An 18,192-nucleotide genomic window follows, 5' to 3' on the forward strand; every position below is an offset into this window, starting at 1 on the left:
TCCGCTTGCGTTAGCATAGCCGCGAATTAGCTGTTCCTGAAGAAACCGAATTTCGCTGAGGGGGCGAAAATTCATGGAGATGCAGCAGGTCCGCTATTTCTTGGCCCTGTCCAACACGTTGAACTTCACCAGAGCGGCCGAGGAATGCAACGTCACTCAGCCGGCGCTTACGCGCGCAATCAAGACGCTTGAAGAGGAACTAGGTGGCGAGCTCCTCCGGCGAGAGCGTCAGCACTCGCACCTGACGGAACTTGGACGGCGGATGCTGCCCTTGCTGCAGCAATGCTATGACGCGGCCACTTCCGCCAAGTCATTGGCCAAGGCTGTGCAAAGCAGTGACGTCGCGCCGCTCAATGTGACCATTTCGAACAGTATCAACATTGCGCTGCTGGTTTCGCCGTTCACCGAGCTCTTTCGGGCCTATCCCGGTGTGCATCTCAAAATCCACCGTGGCTCGCCGGCGGCTGTAATCGAGGCGCTAAAGGGCGGTGAAGTAGAGCTGGCGATTGCCGGCCCCCTTGGAGAGGCTTGGGACCGCCTGGACGTGTGGCCTCTGTTCCAGGAAGGGATCGAACTCGCGGTAAATTCAGATCACCCGCTGGCCCGGCGAAATGAGGCTGATGTCGCGCTGGCTCAGCTCGCCGCCGAACCTGTGCTCAGCCGGATCGATTGGGAGACGAGCGAGGAACTGGCGCGTTGTCTTTCCGCCAAAGGGTATACACCCCGGACCGCGCATGAAGTCGAGACCGACCAGGATCTCCTTGCGCTGCTCGAGGCCAATGCCGGAGTTGGCTTTGTCTCGCTTACTGCACCGCGATCCTCGAACATCCGCCGACTCAAGCTTCGCGATCTGGACGTCTCGCGGATCGTTTCGGTTTATGCGGTCGCCGGCAGGCAGCGCGCACCTGTCGCGACGACGCTGCTCAATCTCTTGAGAGCGGCCGACTGGTCATCCTTCGGCGTCAGCGAGCCCGCCTGAGCGCCGCGATCAGGTCGTCGATGTCCATGCGACGGCGGTAGTCCGGATCGACGAAGCGATCGGTGATGATCCCGTCGGTTCCGACGACGAATGTGGCCGGGATCGGCAGGAACCAACTGGAGTTGCCCTGGTAGCTTGGGAGGTCGTAGGCAACGCCCATCAACCGCTCCATCTCGGTTCCGATCCATATTGCCAGGTTGAGAGACAGGGCGTAGCCATTGTCCATATCGGTCAGGAAGGGGAAGCTTGCGCCAACCGCGGCCTTCATCGCCCTGGCGAATTTGCCTCGCTCGGGCATGATCGCCACGATTTGCCCGGCCAATGCCGCGATCTCCTGCTGCGCTTCGACGATGCCGATCGCGTTCAAACGGCAGTAAGGGCACCAATGCCCGCGCTGGAAGGTGATCACAGCGGGCCCTTGGAGCAGGATGTCGGCCAGACCAACCAGCCTGCCTTCGTCGTCAGGCAGCAGGAATGGCGGCATGACATCGCCGGGCTTTGGCGCCGCCGCTCCGGCACCCTGTTTCTCCAGGCGTTCCACCAGCCGATCTACAGCGTCCGCGAACTCCGAGTTTAGGCGGCGGACCGCCGCGGCAACCACCGCCAGCCGTTCATTGAGAGGCGCATCAAGTTCGATGGCTGCCTGGACGGACTGCTCGAATGTCATTGCCTGGTCGTCGGCGGCCATGTCTGCACTTTCATACGTCGCACACAGCCTATCACCGTAACCCCTCGGCAGTTGCCATGTTTTTCCTGCATGGATTTGATGCCCCACCTGCATCGACATGTGCCAGATCTGTGTCCTTCTTCGCTGACCCGAGGCGACGCGTTACATCATGTTCCTGATATCCGCGGTGAAGGTCGGGAAAGCGCAGACCATCTCAGACAGCTCTCGTGCCGTGATGCCGTGCTTCATCGCGAGCGCAAATATGTGGATCAGCTCTTCGCCGGCATGGCCGACCAGGTGAGCCCCAAGGATCCTGTCTGTCGTTTCCTCGACGATGATCTTCGACCACGCTACCGCCTCGGCGTAAGTCCTGGCCGAAAGCCAGCCTTGCATGTCGTTCGAGTGGACGTTGATGGTGAAGCCGCGTTCCCTCGCCTTGGCCTCGGTCAACCCGACGATTGCCACGGCCGGAATGCTGTAGAGCGAGGCAGGTATGTGATTGTAGTCGGGCCGATGTTTCGGGCCGTCGACGATATTGCGACCGACGATGCCGCCCTCGTAGGTCGCTATCGGCGAAAGCTGCGGAGAATTCCAGACCGCGTCGCCGCAGACATAGACGTCCGGGTTGGAACGGGACCTCAGATGATCGTCGATCTCGATGCGGCCTTCGCGATGCACGATGACGCCGGCGCCGAGATCGAGGCCCTCGACATTGGCAACGCGCCCGGCGCAATTGACGGCCCGATCTGCGTCCACCCGGTATTCGGCGCCATCCTTCGCGAAGCTCACCCGCAGTCGCCCGTCGACCTCCTCGATCTTCTTGACCCAGGCCTTGGTATGGATGCTGATGCCCAGGCGCTCACTCTCCACAAGGAGCTGAGCAACGGCATCCACGTCGAAGCTTCCCAGAAGCCGCGGCAGCGCCTCGAGGATGGTGACTTCGACGCCGGCGCGCGCATAGACGTGACCCAGCTCGAAAGCGATAACGCCTCCGCCAATGAACACCACGGCGCGAGGCAGCGTCGGATCGCTCAGCACATCGTCGGATGTCGTCAGGAATTCCGAGCCCGGGATCGGCATTGGGCGCGGCTTCGAGCCGGTGGCGATGACAATGTTCCTGGCCTCGAATTCTCGACTGCCGACGCGGATGGCGTTGCTGGCGACAAATGCGGCCTCGCCGTAGATGACATCGACGCCTCGCTTGGCCATCAAACCGGACAACCGGGAGGGGATGTCTCTGATGATGTGCTTTTCCCGCTCGATCAAGCCTCGCCAATCGAGCCGCGGCGGTTCGATCCTTATTGCATGATCGCCGGCCCTTGCGATCTCGTCGAGCGCGTGGGCTGCCGCGACCAGCACCTTCTTCGGCGTGCAGCCGCGATTTGGACAGGTGCCGCCAAGATCGCGAGCCTCTATCATGGCGACGGAAAGTCCGGCGGCGCGTGTCGCAACCGTCACGCCCATTCCAGCATTGCCGCCGCCCAGGATCACGACATCATACTTTTCCATCGCATCGCCTCCGCCGCTCTAATGAAGCTTGATGCGCGGTCTGGCGCGCCGGACGATCATCTCGCCGATCGAAGTCAGCGTTGTCTGCGCCAGGCCGTGCACCGCCTTGAGATGCATCTTGTGCAGCGCGCGATAGACGAGCCTTGCAACGAGACCTTCGATCTTCAGTCCCCCGATCAGGCTGCCGAACGCACCGTAGTCGGCGAGTGAGACGAGGGAACCATAGTCGCGGTAGCGATATGCCGGCGGGACCCGTCCCGCGAGACGCGCCGCAATCACCTTGGCCATGTGGTGAGCCTGTTGATGGGCTGTCTGGGCGCGCGGCGGCAAGGCGTTTTCTTCGCCCGGCAGCATGCAGTTCGCGCAGTCGCCAATAGCGAACACATTCTCGTCCGCGACCGTCCGCAAGGTTTCATCGACGATCAGGCGGTTGATGCGGTCGGTTTCGAGACCATCGAGGCTCTTCAGGAAATCCGGCGCCTTGATACCGGCCGCCCAGACGACCAGTTCGGCAGGCACAAAGAGCTTGTCGCCGAGCCGTATACCGTCTTCGCTCACTTCGGTGACCTTGATCCCGCAGCGTATCTCGACGCCCAACTTGATCAGCAAGCGTGCCGTGGCGCGCGCCATCTGCTCAGGCAGCGCTGGCAGGATCCGCGGTCCGGCTTCGACGATGGTGATGCGGATCAGACTTTCGAAATCGATGTTGTCGAGATTACGCGACGCAATCTCGCGCATCGACTTGTGAAGTTCCGCTGCCAGCTCGACGCCGGTGGCGCCGGCGCCGACGATGACGCAATGAAGCTGACCGGGTGAAAGCTGCTCATACTGCGCATTGGCGCGCAGACAGGCGTCGATCATGCGCTTGTTGAAGCGGGCGGCCTGCTCCGCGGTGTCCAGCGAGATGGCATGGCGCGCGGCGCCCGGCGTGCCGAAGTCATTGGTCACGCTGCCAACGGCCATGACCAGCGTGTCGTAGCCCAGAACGCGCGGCGGGATGACCTGGCGACCGTCATCGTCGAAGCTAGGCGCAACGAAAACCTGGCGTTTGGCACGATCGATGCCGACGACCTCGCCAATGCGGTATCGGTAGCCGTGGCGGCTGGCATGGGCGATGTATTCGACCGCATCGTGTGATGCGCTCAAGGCGCCGGATGCCACCTCATGCAACAGCGGCTTCCAGATATGGGTGCGGTTTCGGTCGAGAAGCGTGACGGAAAGCCGCCGGTTGCCGAACTTGCGGCCGAGGCGCGTCGCCAGTTCCAGGCCGCCCGCGCCACCGCCTACAATGATCAAGCGGTGCAATGACTTGTCCGCGTGTGAGGGAGTCTCCGGGATCGTGCGGAACAGCGCAGCATTGTTGGCGAGCACGGCTTCCGGGATCAACCGCATGCCGGGGGTGACGATCTGCATCGGTGGTCTCCGTATCTTGCTCGGCGCGGCACGTCACTCTTGCGATTCGTGGATCACGATGCCTTGCAGCATGTCGACCTCGCATTCCCAGGGCTTGTCGGCGAGGACGCGCTGCCCATGCTCGTATCCTGCCTGCCAGCGCGTGCGTATGCCCGAGCGGGTGAAGTCGATGTCCTTGGTGTGGTCCTCGCCGTCCAGTCGCGGCGAAAGCAGGCGCACGAGATGCATGACCGACGGGCAGCCATAGGAGGCGAGCTCCTTGAACATCGGATCCTCGCGACGCTCCTCTGGCACGAGCCTTCCCATTTCGCGCACGACATGCCGCAACCGATGCAGTTGCTCCTGCCGTGCAACGTGGCTCCGGCCGCGGCTGGCATATTGAAGGTCCTTCTGTCGCCCCATGACCTGCCAGATCGATTTCGGCTCGTTGGCGCGGGGCTGCCACATGTTGACGGCAAAGATCAGCGCGTCGCGCCGAGGGCGCTCGTCCAGTACGACCTCGATGGGCGTGTTCGAATAGATGCCGCCGTCCCAATAGGGCTCGCCGTCGATGCAGACGGCTGGAAACGCCGGCGGCAAGGCACCCGACGCCATGACATGCGCCGCCGACAGGATCATCTCGCGCGTGTCGAAATATCTGAGCTCGCTGGTGTTGACGTTGACCGCGCCGACCGTCAGCCGCGTGTGGCGCCCGTTGAGATAGTCGAAGTCGATCAGATTGCTTAACGTCCTCTTGAGCGGATCCGTGGTGTAATAGGATGCGTTCTCGACACCGACCTCGCGGTTGACTCCGAACATGGCGCTTGGGTTCGGCTCGAAGAACCCCGGGATGCCGCGCATCACCGTGCCCATATTGGCAAAGACGTTGCTCGGAACCATCATCCGGAAAAACTCGTCGAATGGGCTGCTGCGGCTGACGCCGTCCCAGAATTCCTGAAGCCTGGCCAGACGCTCGCCGGGCTCGTTTCCAGCAATCAGCGCGGCGTTGATGGCGCCGATGGACGTGCCGATGACCCAGTCCGGCTCGATGCCGCCCTCGACCAGCGCCTGGTAGACGCCGGCCTGGTAAGCGCCGAGCGCGCCGCCGCCTTGAAGGACAAGAACGGTCTGACGCTTGACTTCGCCCTGATGGCCAAGCGCCGGTCCTGCTTCCGGAGCGGACAGATTTCGCGTGATCTTGTTCATCGTCTTCGCTCCTCGTGCGGGTCTAGTGAGCGGTCCAACCGCCTTCGATCGGCATGACGGCGCCGGTGATCGAGGCCGCGTCGTCCGACGCCAGGAACAGGCAGAGCGCGGCAACCTGTTCGACCGTGACGAACTGCTTGGTGGGCTGCGCTGCCAACAGAACATCCTTGATCACCTGCTGCTCGGTGATGCCGCGGGCCTTGGCCGTATCCGGTATCTGCTTCTCGACCAGCGGCGTGAGCACGTAGCCGGGGCAAACGGCGTTGACTGTGATGCCCTGTTCGGCAACCTCCAGCGCGACGGCCTTGGTCAGGCCGGCGACACCGTGCTTGGCAGCGACATAGGCGGACTTATAGGGCGATGCGACGAGCGCGTGCGCCGAGGCCACGTTGATGATGCGGCCCCATTTGCGCGCCTTCATCGGCTGCAAGGCGCGCCGGATCGTATAGAACGAAGACATGAGATCGATCGCCACCACCGCTTCCCATTTCTCGATCGGGAAGTCGTCGATCGGCGCGACATGTTGAATGCCGGCGTTGTTGACCAGTATGTCCACGGCGCCGAACTCGGCGATGGCCTTGTCCATCATCGTCGTGATGGCGTCGCCCTTGCTCATGTCGGCATTGTCGTATCGAACGGCGACCTGATGATCGGCCGCAAGCTTGGCCCGCAGGCGTTCGATCTCGGCGGCGTCGCCAAAGCCGTTCAGAACGATGTTGCAGCCCTTGGCCGCGAAGGCTTCGGCAATGCCTTGCCCGATGCCGCTGGTCGAACCAGTGATGAGCGCTGTCTTGCCTTTGAGCATCGTCTTGTCCTTCCGATTGCGCTACGAGCGACGGGGTGCGGGCCGTCTGTGGATCTGACGATGAGTATGGTGAACCGCCGCAAGCTGCGGAAATGCCGTTGAGACATGGATTCGATAGCTGACGGTCAGATCGTTGGCTTCAAGCCGTGGAGGTCGATCGACCGGTCGGGTTGTTTGACGCAAGGGCAGCTAGTAAGATTGCGTGGCACCCGGGCCGTGCCGTATGCACGTCCAGTGAGGGAGCGTGCAGTGGAGATCAGCCAGGTCCGATACTTCTTGGCCGTCGCCAAGGAACTGAATTTCACCAGGGCGGCCGAGCAGTGCAATGTCACGCAGCCGGCGCTGTCGCGCGCCATCAAACTCCTGGAAGATGAATTCGGCGGGCCGCTTTTCCACCGTGAGCGCCGTTTCACTCACCTCACCGAGCTCGGCCGCATGGTTGAGACCTATCTCGAGGGAGTCTTCGAGAACTCTCGCCAGGCAAAGCAGATTGCCGAGCAATATGTGAGCCTGAAGAAGATGCCGCTCAAGGTCGGCATCATGAGCACGATCGCTCCGGACGAGATCATCGAACTCATCGCGGCCGTGCGCGCGCACCACCCGGGCGTCGAGCTGCATCTTTGCGATGCGGACGCGGTGAGCCTCAGGAGAAGGCTGATCGAGGGTGAGCTCGAGGCTGCCATCTATGCATTGCCTTCAGACGCCCCCGACGAAGAAGTGCACGCCCTGCCGCTTTTCCAGGAGCAGATGGTGATGGCTGTTCACCTGACCCATCGCCTTGCCAATCAGCGCGCGGTGCGGGTGAAGGATATGAGCAACGAAAGCTACATCCACCGCAATAATTGCGAGTTCGCGGGCTACGCGGATGCCATCCTTGCCGAGCAAGGCGTCACGGTCAGTCCGGTCTACTGGAGCGATCGTGACGACTGGACATTGGCGATGATCGCTGCCGGGCTTGGCTTCGGCTTCATGCCCGAGCATACCGCCAGACATCCTGGCGTGGTGCCTCTGCCGATCACGGAGCCGGAATTCTGGCGGGAGGTCAATCTCGTCACGGTGCGCGGCCGCAGGCATTCGCCCGCGGTCGGCGCATTGGTGCGAGAGGCCACGCAGAAGAAATGGTTCGGCGAGCGGGTTAAAGCGTTGTCCGCCGCCGAATAGGGTCGCCGGGCAAGGCAGCGTGCTTTGCATGTCCGAGCAATGCTTCTGCGCATTCAGTTCTTCTTGACGGTTGAGGTCACCGACTGGATGACCTCCGTCGCCATCTTGAACTGCGCGGTGCGGTCGGTGATGCCGTGCCGCCTGGCGATCCAGTCGAAATCGCTGTAGGCGGCGTAAACCGAGCCGTCGGCGCTCTGGTAAACCAACACTCTCACAGGCCAGTCGAGCCCGGCTTCGGGATTGGAGGTGATGAAGGTGGTGCCGAGCGCCGGATTGCCGAACATGACGAGCCGCGACGGCCTGACGTCGTTGCCCGCATTCTTGCCAAGCTGTGCCTGGTCGATGACGCCGAAGAACTTGATGCCTTTCTTGAGCACGTCCTTCTTGATGCGGGCGACGGTTTCAGCGACGGAATAGTCGCTCTTGACTGTGACGACGCCGTCCGAAGCCGCAGCCGGGAGGGCAGCAGACATCAGCATGGCTGCGCCTGCAAACAGAGCTTTGAGATGGTTGGTCATGTCGGTCTCCTTGGTTGGACAACTAAGTTTCGATTTTAGGTCTCAGGCCTTCGGCGTTTGCAGCACGCGTGCGATCGCGATCGCACTGGCAAGAACCGCGGCCAGTACGATCACGCATGCGGTCCAGTCGACGCGGTCGTAGATCTGTCCGATGAGGAAGCTGCCGGCGAGCCCGCCCGCGTAGTAGGACGCGAGATAGATGCCGCTCGCGGCGGCGCGATCGCGCGACGCGGTCCGGCTGACATGTCCTGTGGCTATCGCCTGAGCTAGGAAGGTGCCGACGGCAACCAGCGCCATCCCGGCGAGGACTACCGGAAGGCTGGGAGCGAGCAGCAGAAGCAAACCGATGATCGCCAGCCCAAGCGTCGCGCCCACCCCCATTCTCGGGCCAAGGCCTGAGGCCACGCGCCCGGCGAGCGGCGTGGTCAGCATTGATGGCAAAAAGACGAAATAGACTGCGCCAAGTGCCATGGGGGTCAGCGAAAGCGGCACCGCGACAAGCTGAAAATTCACATAGGTGAACGTGCCGATAAAGACGAACAGGATCAAAAAACCGATCGCAAAGCAGGCACGCAACTCGACGTTCCGCAACGGGGCTTTCCAGGCGGCGCGGATGGGCTGACCTTCGGCGTCGGCGCGCATCATTGCCGAGGTCCTTTGCAACGTGAACCAGACAAGGGCGGCGCCGAGCAGATTAAGCGCGGCGAAGGTCAGAAAGTTGGTGGAGATGCCGAACGTGTCGGCGACGGCCGCCGACATCAACCGGCCGAAAAAGTTGCTGGCAACATTCCCCGTCACATAGGCCGCAAGCGCGCTCGTCGTCTGCCGCGCCGAAAAATGCTCCGCCAGGTAGGCCATGGTGAGCGTGAACGCAGTCGACATGCAAAGGCCTTGCACCACGCGCAGCAGTGCGAAGACCACAATATTGTCTGTCTGCGACAGCAGTGTCGTCGGGATCGCCAGGATGGCCAGGCTGATCCAGATGCCGTTGCGGCGGTCGATGCCGCGCCCAAAGAGAGCGACGGCAATCCCGGCCACTGCCATGCCGAAGGTGCTGGCGTTGACGGCAAAGCCCATGGTGGCGCGGCTGACGCCGAATTTCACCACCAGCGACGGCAGGATGGCTTGAGTGGCGAACAGATCGACAAGCGTCAGGAATGCAATCAGCGCGATCAGGCCGAAGCGCCAGCTATCCGCGGCCGCCATGCGGAGCCGCGTCGGTTCGGAATGCTCACTGGTCGTCATGACGGGCTCCGTTGCCACGTCCTCAGGCAATCGCCCGAGGACGGGTTTTTGGTTTCTGATGCCGGGATATCTTCACCGCGACGAGCGGCTTACATCATGTGGTCTTCATGCATCGCCGGCGGCAGGACGTCGGCGGAATAGAGGACGGCCGGAACCTTGCCGTTGTTCTTCCACCAGTGGGCGAGCTGGCCGAACTCGGCGGTCGCGTCGCCGGCCGGATGCTCGATGCCGACCTTGCAGGTGCTGGCGTATTCAGTGATCGAGCCTTCGACGACGATAATGTTGGCAGGGCGGACATTGTGCTCATGCCACGGCACGACGCCGCCGGGCTGAACGACGAGCTTGCGAAGGCGCAGCATGTTGCCTTTCCAGGCCTCGCCCTTGCTGCTCAGATCGATTGCGGAAAGCACCGTGTCGGTCACGCCGACCGGCTTGCTGGGATGCTCCTGAATATCAGTCGTGGCGGCCTGGCCGGCAGGGCAGTCGCCTGCGAAAGCCGGGGCCGCGGAAAATGCAGCGGTCGCGGACAGCATGCCCAGCGCGAAGGCAAGGTTGAGTTTCTTGGTAGCCATCTCGTATTTCTCCTTTGTCGGTGCCCAATCGCGGGAGGCGGGGCATGACCAGGAGAGTGACCGGAGGCTCCTCGAAAGAGAAATGCTGACTGGCTCTTAAATCGATACCCGAAAACTATCGTGGATCATCATACCGGCGCAGCAATGCGCGCCACGACAGAGATCATGGCGTCGGTTCTTTCTTCGACTTGCTATGCAGCCGTTTTTCTAACCGATAGATCGATGCCGCTTTCCGGCCAGCTATGCGCCTTGACACTGTTGACGAAGGTCGATGTGGCTGGCGAGAACCGGCGCCCGGCCACGACGACAAGCGATACCTCTCGCCAAACCTCCGGATCTATGACGGGCCTGATCTGCAATCCCGGGATGACGGCGCTGAATTCCGGGATGAAGCAGATGCCCAGCCCGCCGGAGACCATGTTTTGAATCCAGTCTTCGCGCTCGCTGGCGTAGGAGATCCTGAGCTTCACGCCACGTTCATTGCAAAGGCCCGCAAGATAGTCGCGATACTCGCAGTTCAGGCGCCTGAGATAGTTCTCGCCGTCGAGCTCCGAGATGGCGACATTGTCGTTTCGGGCCAGCCGGTGCCCATTGGGAAACGCGAGCACGAACCGCTCGCGATAGAGGGGCGTAACCTCGAATCTTTCCGGAAAACTGTTGCTCGACGCCATGATGGCGACATCGATCTCACCCGCTTCCAGCAGTTGCGACAGGGATGCCGGCACCCCCTCGACAAGCTGCAGCTGGATGCCCTGCTGGCGTCGGTTGAAGTCCGTCAGCAGGCCGGTAAATCGCCGCGGACCGATCGTGCACATCACGCCAACCTTGAGATTCGCATTCTCCAGGCAGAGGAACCTCGACGCTTCCTGGCGCACGCCCGTCACCTCGTCGAGAATCTGCTGGAACCGGGGGCGGAGCAAGGCGCCCAAATCGGTGAGGTGCGTCAGATTGCGTTCGCGGCGAAACAACAGTCCGCCGACCTCATCCTCGAGCTGCTGGATGGCGCGCGAGAGCGCCGGCTGGGTAACGTTGCACTTCTCGCCTGCGCGCGTGAAATTCCGGGTCTCGCAGACGGCCAGGAAATAGCGGATGTGATGAATGTCCATGCGGGTCGTCCCTCAACTGCATCTGCAGGCTCGAACCCTGCCGCAATGCATTCCATCACGCCAATGCACGGGGGGTATAAAGTCGATAGCAATCGGTCATGATGAGCTTCCGGCGAATGCTCTCGCTTTCTCAAAAGGATGATGGCGAGCAAGCTGCTCGCCATCATGCCGCCGTCCGATGTCGCCCGAAACGGTTGTCGAGCGCTCAGTTGGCGCCGCCGAGCGCCTGGAGGTTGGCGCAGAATTCGGCGTGCGGCTTGCTCATCGCTGCATCCTGGCACTCCTTCATCATCGCGCCCTGCTTGTCCTTCGACATCGCGTCCCAGGCGGCCTTGAATTCAGCCTTGGGCTTCATCGTCTTCATGCTGGCGTCGGTGAAGAAGGGCTGCATGTTGGACGGTTCGTCGAGCGCGCCGGCGAACGCAACGCCGCCGAGCATGGAAAGTGCAAATGCGCCGATGCAGATGGCTTTGATATTCATGGTGGGATCCTTCTCCGGAGTTGTGCAATCGCCCCTTTGACGACTGCGTTGATGACCGGCAGCATTTTGGAACTCTATTGTTCCCGCTTGCCGAGGTGGACCTTGCTTCATCCGGCGCTCAATTGGCCAATGCCATCTGCGAATGGAGTTTATGCCGGTTCTGCATTCCGAGCGTGCGCCGCTAATTGGCTCCGCCCAAAACAAGCACGTTGGCGCAGAATTGTGCGTGGGGTTTGCGCATCGCCGGGTCGTTGCACGCCTTCGTCATCCTGACCCGGTCATGCTTTGACAGAGCGAACCAGGCCTTCCTGAACCCGGCCATCGGTTTCATCGTCTTCATCGTGGCGTCCGCATAGAAGGTCGGGAATGCAGCGAGGTCGCTGAACGGGTCGGCGGACGCCGGGCCCGCACCAAAACAAACGGCAAGCAGAGCCACACTGGCAAGTTGTCTTCTCATCATTCATCTCCCTTCCAGGCGCGGCTCCGGCAACGGTGCCAGCCTGATCGGGATGAAGATTGCCGCGCGCGAGGGCCGGCAGCCAATGCAATCTGCCTATGGACTTCATGCCACCTTGGCATTTCGGCAGAACAAGAAGATGCGGCAGTCTCTCTCCAATCGCCCTTGCTGGCGACCTAGGGATGGAGACCAGGCCATGCTTGCCCAGTCCGCAGTGAGCACAGTCCAATCGATCACGTCAGCGACGGATCTTATCACGTCAGCGACGGATCTTAATGCCGAGGCCGCCCGGACGATCGACATCGTGCTGGCAAACGACGCGCATGCCGCTTTCGTCTGGGGTGTGCTCGATCGGCTGCTGGACGAGCCGAACTGCAGCGTGAGCGGCGTTACCGCGTCGGGCTTTGCAGCGATACAGGCGGCGGTCTTTGCTTACGGGCTGAGCGTCGGCGGAAGGAGCGGCGCGCGGACGGCACTCGCCAATTTCTGGCGGCGCGTCAGCCATGCCTCGATGTTCGACATCGACAGAACGAGCCTGCTTCGATCGATGCTGGAACAGTCGATCGAGCTTCAGACTATCCGCGACGAAAACTGCCCAGTGAAGCTGCGCGTCGTGGCCGTCAACGCCCGCGCAGATGCGGTGAAGATATTCTCGGACGAACAGTTGTCGATAAACGTGATCGTGGCGGCAGCCGCTGTTCCGTTCCTTTCGCCGGCCATTGAGATCGATGGCGATCTCTATTGGGGCGACGGCGACATCTCGCAACTGCCGCCTGCGGCATCGATTGGAGCCTGCCATCGTGTTGTGGTCAGCGGCAAGCCGTCGATATTCATGGCGCGCTGTCCGGATCGCAGCTTCGGCGCCACCCAATGCGTGACCGGATGCGCCCCGGTTCACAGCATCTTCGACAGCCACTATCGAGCTGGAGCTCCGCTGCTTGTGAGGCCCTGGATCGACTGGGGCGAGCTGACTGACATTCGCGACAGGGGACGGCAATGTGCCGAAGACTGGCTTGCTGCTGATCTTTCCAGCACCGACGAGCGCCCGGCTAAAGACTGCAGAAGCCAATACACCTAGGCGCTTTCCTCCCGCCTAGCCGCGCCTGCTTCGCATACTCCCGAATGCAGGCGCCAGGCCCTCCGGTTCCCGGCCGGAGGGCCTTTTCGCGCCGCCCTCGGCACATCGTGGCCCGCTTATCAATTCCATGCCGAGACAGCATTTCAGCTCGGCATGGCGATCATGGAAACTGATCTGCAGACGGGCCTCAGGGCCGGTCTTTCCGTCGAAACGCCAACCAGGAGACAAGCCTGTGATCAACACCAAGACCCTTATCGGCTCGGCCCTCGCGGCCGCCACCTCGCTCGCCGCCACGGCGGCATATAGCGGCCCCGCCGCCAAGCCCGGCTTCGCCTTCGAGAAGTGCTACGGCGTCGTCAAGGCAGGCCAGAACGACTGCCAGACTGCGACGCATTCATGCGCCGGCACTTCCACCGCCGACAACCAGCCCGACTCCTGGCTCTACGTGCCGGCCGGCAGCTGCGCGAAAATTTCCGGGGGCAGCGACAAGCCCAAGGCCTAGCCGACTTTCCACCTCGAGCAATCAGATCAGAAGGAGGAGACCGATGTCCAATATGTTTTCGCCACTCGCAATCCCCGCATCGGCGGGCATCGGTCTTCGCTCGCCCCACATCGCGGAGATGCTGACGCGGCGTCCGTCCGCAGGCTGGCTCGAGGTCCACGCCGAGAACTACATGGGCGACGGCGCGGGCGTCCAGGCGCTGGAAAGACTGCGCCAGATCTACCCGCTTTCAGTGCATGGCGTCGGTCTATCGCTGGGCAGCGCGCAAGGCCTGGATCGCGATCATCTGGAAAGGCTGCGCAAGGTCTGCGAGCGCTTTGAGCCCGATCTGGTTTCCGAGCACCTCGCCTGGAGCGTCGCCGACGGGGCCTACCTCAACGATCTCCTGCCGTTGCGCTATGACGAAGAGGCGCTGGCCATCGTTGCCCGCAACGTCGAGACGGTTCAGGACTCGCTGAAGCGACGCGTGCTGATCGAGAACCTGTCGGCCTATCTGGCATTCGCGGACTCCTCGATGAACGAGGCCGAGTTCCTGGCGGCGCTCGTGGCGCGGACCGGCTGCGGCCTGCTGCTCGACGTCAACAATGTCCAGGTCTCCGCGCACAACCTGCAATATGATGCCAAGGCCTTCATCGACGCCCTGCCGGAAGAGGCCATCGGCGAGATCCATCTCGCCGGCCATGCGACCAACCAGGTCGGAACCGACACCGTGCTGATCGACGATCATGGCTCGCGCGTGCCGCCGGTCGTCTGGGCGCTCTACCAGCATGCCGTGGACCGGTTTGGGCCGCGCCCGACATTGATAGAGTGGGACACCGACGTTCCCGTTCTCGACGTGCTGCTGGGCGAAGCGATGTGGGCCGACATGCTGACCGCATCGATCATGTTCAGCCGCAAGCAGGCGGCGCGGCGCGAGCAATTGACAGAAACTCGCGCGACGCCGATCCGCCTGCCGATCGAAGGCGAAACGACGACCAGCATGCCCGTCCTTGCGGCGTTCGCGGCTGCCAGGACCGCCAGACCATCCATCTCCCTGGCGCTGCCTCCGCTCGAGGAGGAATACCATGCTGCCGCTTGAGCACCTGCAGACCACGATGGCGCGCTCGGTGCTGGCCATGGATACAACGATGCCCGCGAGATTGCTGACCGCGGGCAAGGCCGATCCGCTGGCCCGCCTGCGCATCTACCAGAACAACACCCGCAGCTCGCTGACAGCGGTGCTGATGGCGGTCTTTCCGGTCACGGTTCGCCTGGTCGACGAACGTTTCTTCCGCTATGCGGCGAGCGAGTTCATTCGACGCCATCCGCCAACGGAATCGCGGCTGGCGCGCTATGGCGCCGGCTTCCCGCGCTTCCTCAAATCGACCGACACGCTGTCCGACATGCCGATCGTTGCCGAAACGGCGCGGCTCGAATGGGCCATCGCCGAGGCGCTCGATGCACCTTCGTCGCAGCCCCGCAGCCTCGCCGAATACGACAACACCGAGCTCGGCCCGTCGCCGGATATCGTGTTGCAGGCTTCGTTGCGGCTGATCATTTCGCACTGGTCGATCCTCTCGATATGGACTGCGCATCAGCAGGAAGGACCCGTCGACCAGAACAGCGCCTGCACAAAGCGCCCCGAACGCGTGGCGTTGTGGCGGTCGGGGGATAACGTGCGACTTGCTCTGCTCGACCGTGCGAGCCTCGCCTTCTGGCATTCGCTGAAGCACGGTCTCGGCCTTGAGCATGCCACCGGCCGTGCGTTGGCCCTCGACCCTGCCTTCGATCTGGTTTCCGCCCTTATGCGTCTGTTCGGCGACGGTCTTGTCACCAACATGCGCGTCGCCGCGAATTCCCTCTCAAGCACATGGAGACAGTCATGACCGCAGCATCAGAACATTCCTCGTCCATGCCGGCCGGCCTTGTCGGCCTCTACAGGCGCGTCATCAAGCTGCCCGAACACATTCCATTTTCGCTGGTCCAACTCGCTGCGCGCGTGGCGGTGGCGCATGTCTTCTGGCAATCGGCCCAAAGCAAGCTCGCCTCGTGGCCAGTGACGCTGCAGTTGTTCGCAAATGAATACAACCTGCCGTTCATCGATCCATCGATCGCGGCGCCATTGGCGACAACGGCCGAAATCACAGGCTCGGTCTTGATCTTTTTTGGACTGTTCTCGCGCCTGGCGGCCCTGATGCTGCTCGGCGTCGTCTCCGTCATCCAGATCTTCGTCTATCCGGAGAACTGGGCCGAGCACCTGTTGTGGGCCTCGTTGCTGCTTCTCGTGCTGACGCGCGGCGCCGGCATTTTCTCGCTCGACCATGTCGCGGAGCGAAACCTTTCGGCGTCCCCCGACTGAACGTCCCGACGGGTGGGACAGTCGCTTACCCTGTGCTCGCGGACTTTGACGCTAGCCATGCTTTGAAATCGGCGCGAAAGACGGACGCAGACCTTTGGCCCTCAAGCGCTTCAGCAAATTCAACAGAAAAGGCTGGTGCTGCGAGAGGCCAACGGGCGACGAGTATCGGGCCTCTTATAGGAAACTTTTGATAGCGGCCGAAATTTCGTTGGCCTTGTCTTCATATGTCCTGCCTCGGGCGCTTGGATGACAAGTCTCAACGGGCTTGTAGCCATGCCGCCGGCACGCATTTGCGGCAGCTCCGCCGAGAGCAATCACTCGCCGCCCGGCCAGTTCATGTTTCGTCACTGCGTCAAAACAGACATCCAAGTCAGATGCTCGGATGCTGCCCGAGCGGCTCGCCGGCAACAAATGAAATGCCTGCGTCACATAAAGATCGGATCTCCTTAACCGCAACTTGGCGAGAACGATCTCAAAGACTTTGTTGAAGGGCATTTCGGGAAGGTAGCCAAGCGCCTTCAAGACCGGCAGGTTCAATCTTGCGGATGGCGCGTCCAGCCAATGATAGGCGAGCAGCACGGGACCAGTTACAGATCGGGCCGAAATTTGATACGGGCTGACCCAGGCGCCTTCCATGCCGACTTCAGCAAGAGTGCAGTAGCCGTCGATATGCAGATTTCGGCGTCTTTGCACTATCTCGTCGTATGTCATGACGCTCCCGAGGTTGCGCAAGGCAGTTCGGTCGGCGGCCAAACCTATGCCCTTCGCACTCAATTGCTCCTAGTATGTTCCCCATTCGTTTTTCATAGAAAGGGACAGTCAACAGCAGCAAATCGGGGGATGCAACGGATCGAATCTCGGGCTGGCACATCGGCTCCGACAACCGGATGCCAACTGCACATCTTTTACATGAGATAGATTTCTGTTGAATCGACTCGCTTTTTATCCCGTTCTCAGCTTCACTGAAGAGCGAGTGGGGGGGAAAGAGAGATGGCATCAATATTAAGGCACCCGTTGTGCGGGCTATTTTTTGCATTCATCTTTGGCGCCGCACTGTTGATTTCGGGGTGCGCTACCCCTTACGTCCCCCCAAAGGTTGAAGAGCCTGGCCTGACCAAAGCATCCAGTTTTGGCGGCATTATGAGCTTTGCTGAGCAAGAAGACCTGCGGGTCGTCTGGGTGCATGGGATGTGCACTCACAAAGAAGACTGGGCGGACAATCGCCATGCCCTTCTCCAACAAGCAATCCCAATTGGATCGTCGAGCCGAAACACTGTGTATGGCCCAAGGCGCACCGCGCGAGTCACATTCAACCATAGTGTGAACGGACATTCACTCGAACTCCGTTTTCTCGTCTGGTCACCCCTCGCCGCCGATGCAAAAATCGCAATTGGGCTTGATCACAATGATGAACTTAAGCGTGCAAGCCTGAACAGGGATCTCAAAAACGGGCTGATCGACGACTGTTTCTCCGACGCTGTGATTTACACAGGCGCCGCTGGCGATCCCATCAGATCCTGGATGCGGTCTGAAGTTTGTGACGCTTTGGGTGGCAATATTTCAGCCGCGGGCCGCTGTGTTATCGACAACAGTGAGCCGCGGCGGAAGACTGTCCTGGTCGCCGAAAGCCTGGGCAGCAAAATACTCTCCGATGCGATCGTCGCGATATGGCAAACCGCGCCAGCATCGGAACAGTCGCGGATTGCCCAGCGCCTTGGCGATGTCCAAATGGTTTTCCTGCTGGCAAACCAGATACCTTTGCTGAACGCCGCAACCTATTCTCCAGGCGCAGCCAGGATTGCAGCCGACAAATCGGCGGATCGAGCCAGCGGATCGCTCCTCGACGTGTTCGCTAGCGCACGATCTCGAAAGAACAAGGCGTTTGTCGCCGAGCCGTCCGGCTCCATCCGCTTTGTCGCATTCACAGATCCGAATGATCTATTGAGCTACCGACTGTTCCCAAAAGCATATCTGCCGGCGGACATGAAGATTACCAACGTCATCGTCTCAAACGATCAGACCTACCTCGGGCTGCTGGAGCGCCCGGATACCGCCCACTGTGGTTACGGCTGGAACCCGGCAGTGATAGCCACCGTGGCGCAAGGCTACGACGGCAAACGCCTAGGATCGATCCCCGTCAATGTCCCACATTCTTGCGGCCTCGGAGGATAGTGCG

General features: G+C 61.5%; 20 protein-coding genes. 8 read left to right on the top strand and 12 right to left on the bottom strand.

Going from position 1 to position 18,192, the window contains the following annotated elements; translation table 11 throughout:
- Positions 1-73: 73 nt before the first annotated feature.
- Positions 74-979, top strand: a complete 906-nt coding sequence (locus FJ419_RS27905; protein ID WP_140700482.1) for a LysR family transcriptional regulator — start codon at positions 74-76, stop codon at positions 977-979.
- On the opposite strand, the gene FJ419_RS27910 is transcribed toward FJ419_RS27905, so the two are convergent.
- From FJ419_RS27910 to FJ419_RS27930, 5 genes are all read right to left on the bottom strand, one after another.
- Positions 963-1,667 (bottom strand): peroxiredoxin-like family protein, encoded by a 705-nt coding sequence (locus FJ419_RS27910; protein ID WP_140700483.1) that lies wholly within the window; start codon positions 1,665-1,667, stop codon positions 963-965. The two genes, FJ419_RS27905 and FJ419_RS27910, sit on opposite strands and share 17 nt — an antisense overlap.
- 141 nt (positions 1,668-1,808) lie before the next feature.
- Positions 1,809-3,155 carry an NAD(P)/FAD-dependent oxidoreductase gene (locus tag FJ419_RS27915; protein WP_140700484.1) on the bottom strand — a complete coding sequence of 449 codons (1,347 nt, stop codon included), beginning with the start codon at positions 3,153-3,155 and terminating at the stop codon, positions 1,809-1,811.
- An 18-nt stretch (positions 3,156-3,173) separates the two neighbouring features.
- On the bottom strand, positions 3,174-4,568 hold the full coding sequence (locus FJ419_RS27920; protein ID WP_140700485.1) for an NAD(P)/FAD-dependent oxidoreductase: 1,395 nt from the start codon (positions 4,566-4,568) through the stop codon (positions 3,174-3,176).
- A gap of 33 nt (positions 4,569-4,601) precedes the next feature.
- On the bottom strand, positions 4,602-5,753 hold the full coding sequence (locus tag FJ419_RS27925; protein WP_140700486.1) for a patatin-like phospholipase family protein: 1,152 nt from the start codon (positions 5,751-5,753) through the stop codon (positions 4,602-4,604).
- A gap of 22 nt (positions 5,754-5,775) precedes the next feature.
- On the bottom strand, positions 5,776-6,558 hold the full coding sequence (locus FJ419_RS27930; RefSeq protein WP_140700487.1) for a 3-hydroxybutyrate dehydrogenase: 783 nt from the start codon (positions 6,556-6,558) through the stop codon (positions 5,776-5,778).
- Positions 6,559-6,663: 105 nt separating this feature from the next.
- On the opposite strand from FJ419_RS27930, the gene FJ419_RS27935 reads away from it, so the two are divergent.
- Positions 6,664-7,719 carry a LysR family transcriptional regulator gene (locus FJ419_RS27935; RefSeq protein ID WP_246679413.1) on the top strand — a complete coding sequence of 352 codons (1,056 nt, stop codon included), beginning with the start codon at positions 6,664-6,666 and terminating at the stop codon, positions 7,717-7,719.
- Positions 7,720-7,772: 53 nt separating this feature from the next.
- Here FJ419_RS27935 and FJ419_RS27940 read toward each other — a convergent pair whose 3' ends face one another.
- From FJ419_RS27940 to FJ419_RS27965, 6 genes are all read right to left on the bottom strand, one after another.
- Positions 7,773-8,237, bottom strand: coding sequence for a DUF302 domain-containing protein (locus tag FJ419_RS27940; protein ID WP_140700488.1), 465 nt, complete (start codon positions 8,235-8,237; stop codon positions 7,773-7,775).
- A gap of 42 nt (positions 8,238-8,279) precedes the next feature.
- Entirely contained in the window at positions 8,280-9,482 is a 1,203-nt protein-coding gene (locus FJ419_RS27945) for an MFS transporter (RefSeq protein ID WP_140700489.1), read from the bottom strand.
- Positions 9,483-9,571: 89 nt separating this feature from the next.
- On the bottom strand, positions 9,572-10,054 hold the full coding sequence (locus FJ419_RS27950) for a cupin (RefSeq protein WP_140700490.1): 483 nt from the start codon (positions 10,052-10,054) through the stop codon (positions 9,572-9,574).
- A 191-nt stretch (positions 10,055-10,245) separates the two neighbouring features.
- On the bottom strand, positions 10,246-11,160 hold the full coding sequence (locus tag FJ419_RS27955; RefSeq protein ID WP_140700491.1) for a LysR family transcriptional regulator: 915 nt from the start codon (positions 11,158-11,160) through the stop codon (positions 10,246-10,248).
- Positions 11,161-11,365: 205 nt separating this feature from the next.
- Positions 11,366-11,641: a hypothetical protein gene (locus tag FJ419_RS27960; RefSeq protein WP_140700492.1), complete on the bottom strand. Its 276-nt coding sequence runs from the start codon at positions 11,639-11,641 to the stop codon at positions 11,366-11,368.
- Between the two features lie 181 nt (positions 11,642-11,822).
- A complete protein-coding gene (locus tag FJ419_RS27965) occupies positions 11,823-12,098 on the bottom strand; it encodes a hypothetical protein (protein ID WP_140700493.1) in 276 nt (91 codons plus the stop codon).
- A gap of 196 nt (positions 12,099-12,294) precedes the next feature.
- On the opposite strand from FJ419_RS27965, the gene FJ419_RS27970 reads away from it, so the two are divergent.
- The 5 genes from FJ419_RS27970 (at position 12,295) to FJ419_RS27990 (ending at position 16,016) form a co-directional block, all read left to right on the top strand.
- Positions 12,295-13,176, top strand: coding sequence for a hypothetical protein (locus FJ419_RS27970; RefSeq protein ID WP_140700494.1), 882 nt, complete (start codon positions 12,295-12,297; stop codon positions 13,174-13,176).
- 232 nt (positions 13,177-13,408) lie between these two features.
- Positions 13,409-13,678: a DUF2282 domain-containing protein gene (locus FJ419_RS27975; RefSeq protein WP_140700495.1), complete on the top strand. Its 270-nt coding sequence runs from the start codon at positions 13,409-13,411 to the stop codon at positions 13,676-13,678.
- A gap of 43 nt (positions 13,679-13,721) precedes the next feature.
- On the top strand, positions 13,722-14,756 hold the full coding sequence (locus FJ419_RS27980; protein ID WP_140700496.1) for a DUF692 domain-containing protein: 1,035 nt from the start codon (positions 13,722-13,724) through the stop codon (positions 14,754-14,756).
- Positions 14,743-15,543: a DNA-binding domain-containing protein gene (locus FJ419_RS27985; protein WP_140700497.1), complete on the top strand. Its 801-nt coding sequence runs from the start codon at positions 14,743-14,745 to the stop codon at positions 15,541-15,543. The genes FJ419_RS27980 and FJ419_RS27985 overlap by 14 nt, the downstream gene beginning before the upstream one ends.
- Before the next feature lie 26 nt (positions 15,544-15,569).
- On the top strand, positions 15,570-16,016 hold the full coding sequence (locus FJ419_RS27990) for a DoxX family protein (protein ID WP_246679415.1): 447 nt from the start codon (positions 15,570-15,572) through the stop codon (positions 16,014-16,016).
- A 174-nt stretch (positions 16,017-16,190) separates the two neighbouring features.
- Here the strand turns inward: FJ419_RS27990 and FJ419_RS27995 are convergent, their stop codons facing one another.
- The gene (locus FJ419_RS27995) at positions 16,191-16,727 is read right to left on the bottom strand and encodes a hypothetical protein (protein ID WP_140700499.1); all 537 of its coding nucleotides are present in this window, start codon (positions 16,725-16,727) and stop codon (positions 16,191-16,193) included.
- A 279-nt stretch (positions 16,728-17,006) separates the two neighbouring features.
- Between FJ419_RS27995 and FJ419_RS28000 the strand changes: the two genes are divergently transcribed.
- Positions 17,007-18,188 carry a hypothetical protein gene (locus FJ419_RS28000; RefSeq protein WP_140700500.1) on the top strand — a complete coding sequence of 394 codons (1,182 nt, stop codon included), beginning with the start codon at positions 17,007-17,009 and terminating at the stop codon, positions 18,186-18,188.
- Positions 18,189-18,192: the final 4 nt, after the last annotated feature.

The sequence above is a fragment of the Mesorhizobium sp. B2-6-2 genome (genome assembly GCF_006440615.1).
Classification (GTDB): domain Bacteria; phylum Pseudomonadota; class Alphaproteobacteria; order Rhizobiales; family Rhizobiaceae; genus Mesorhizobium.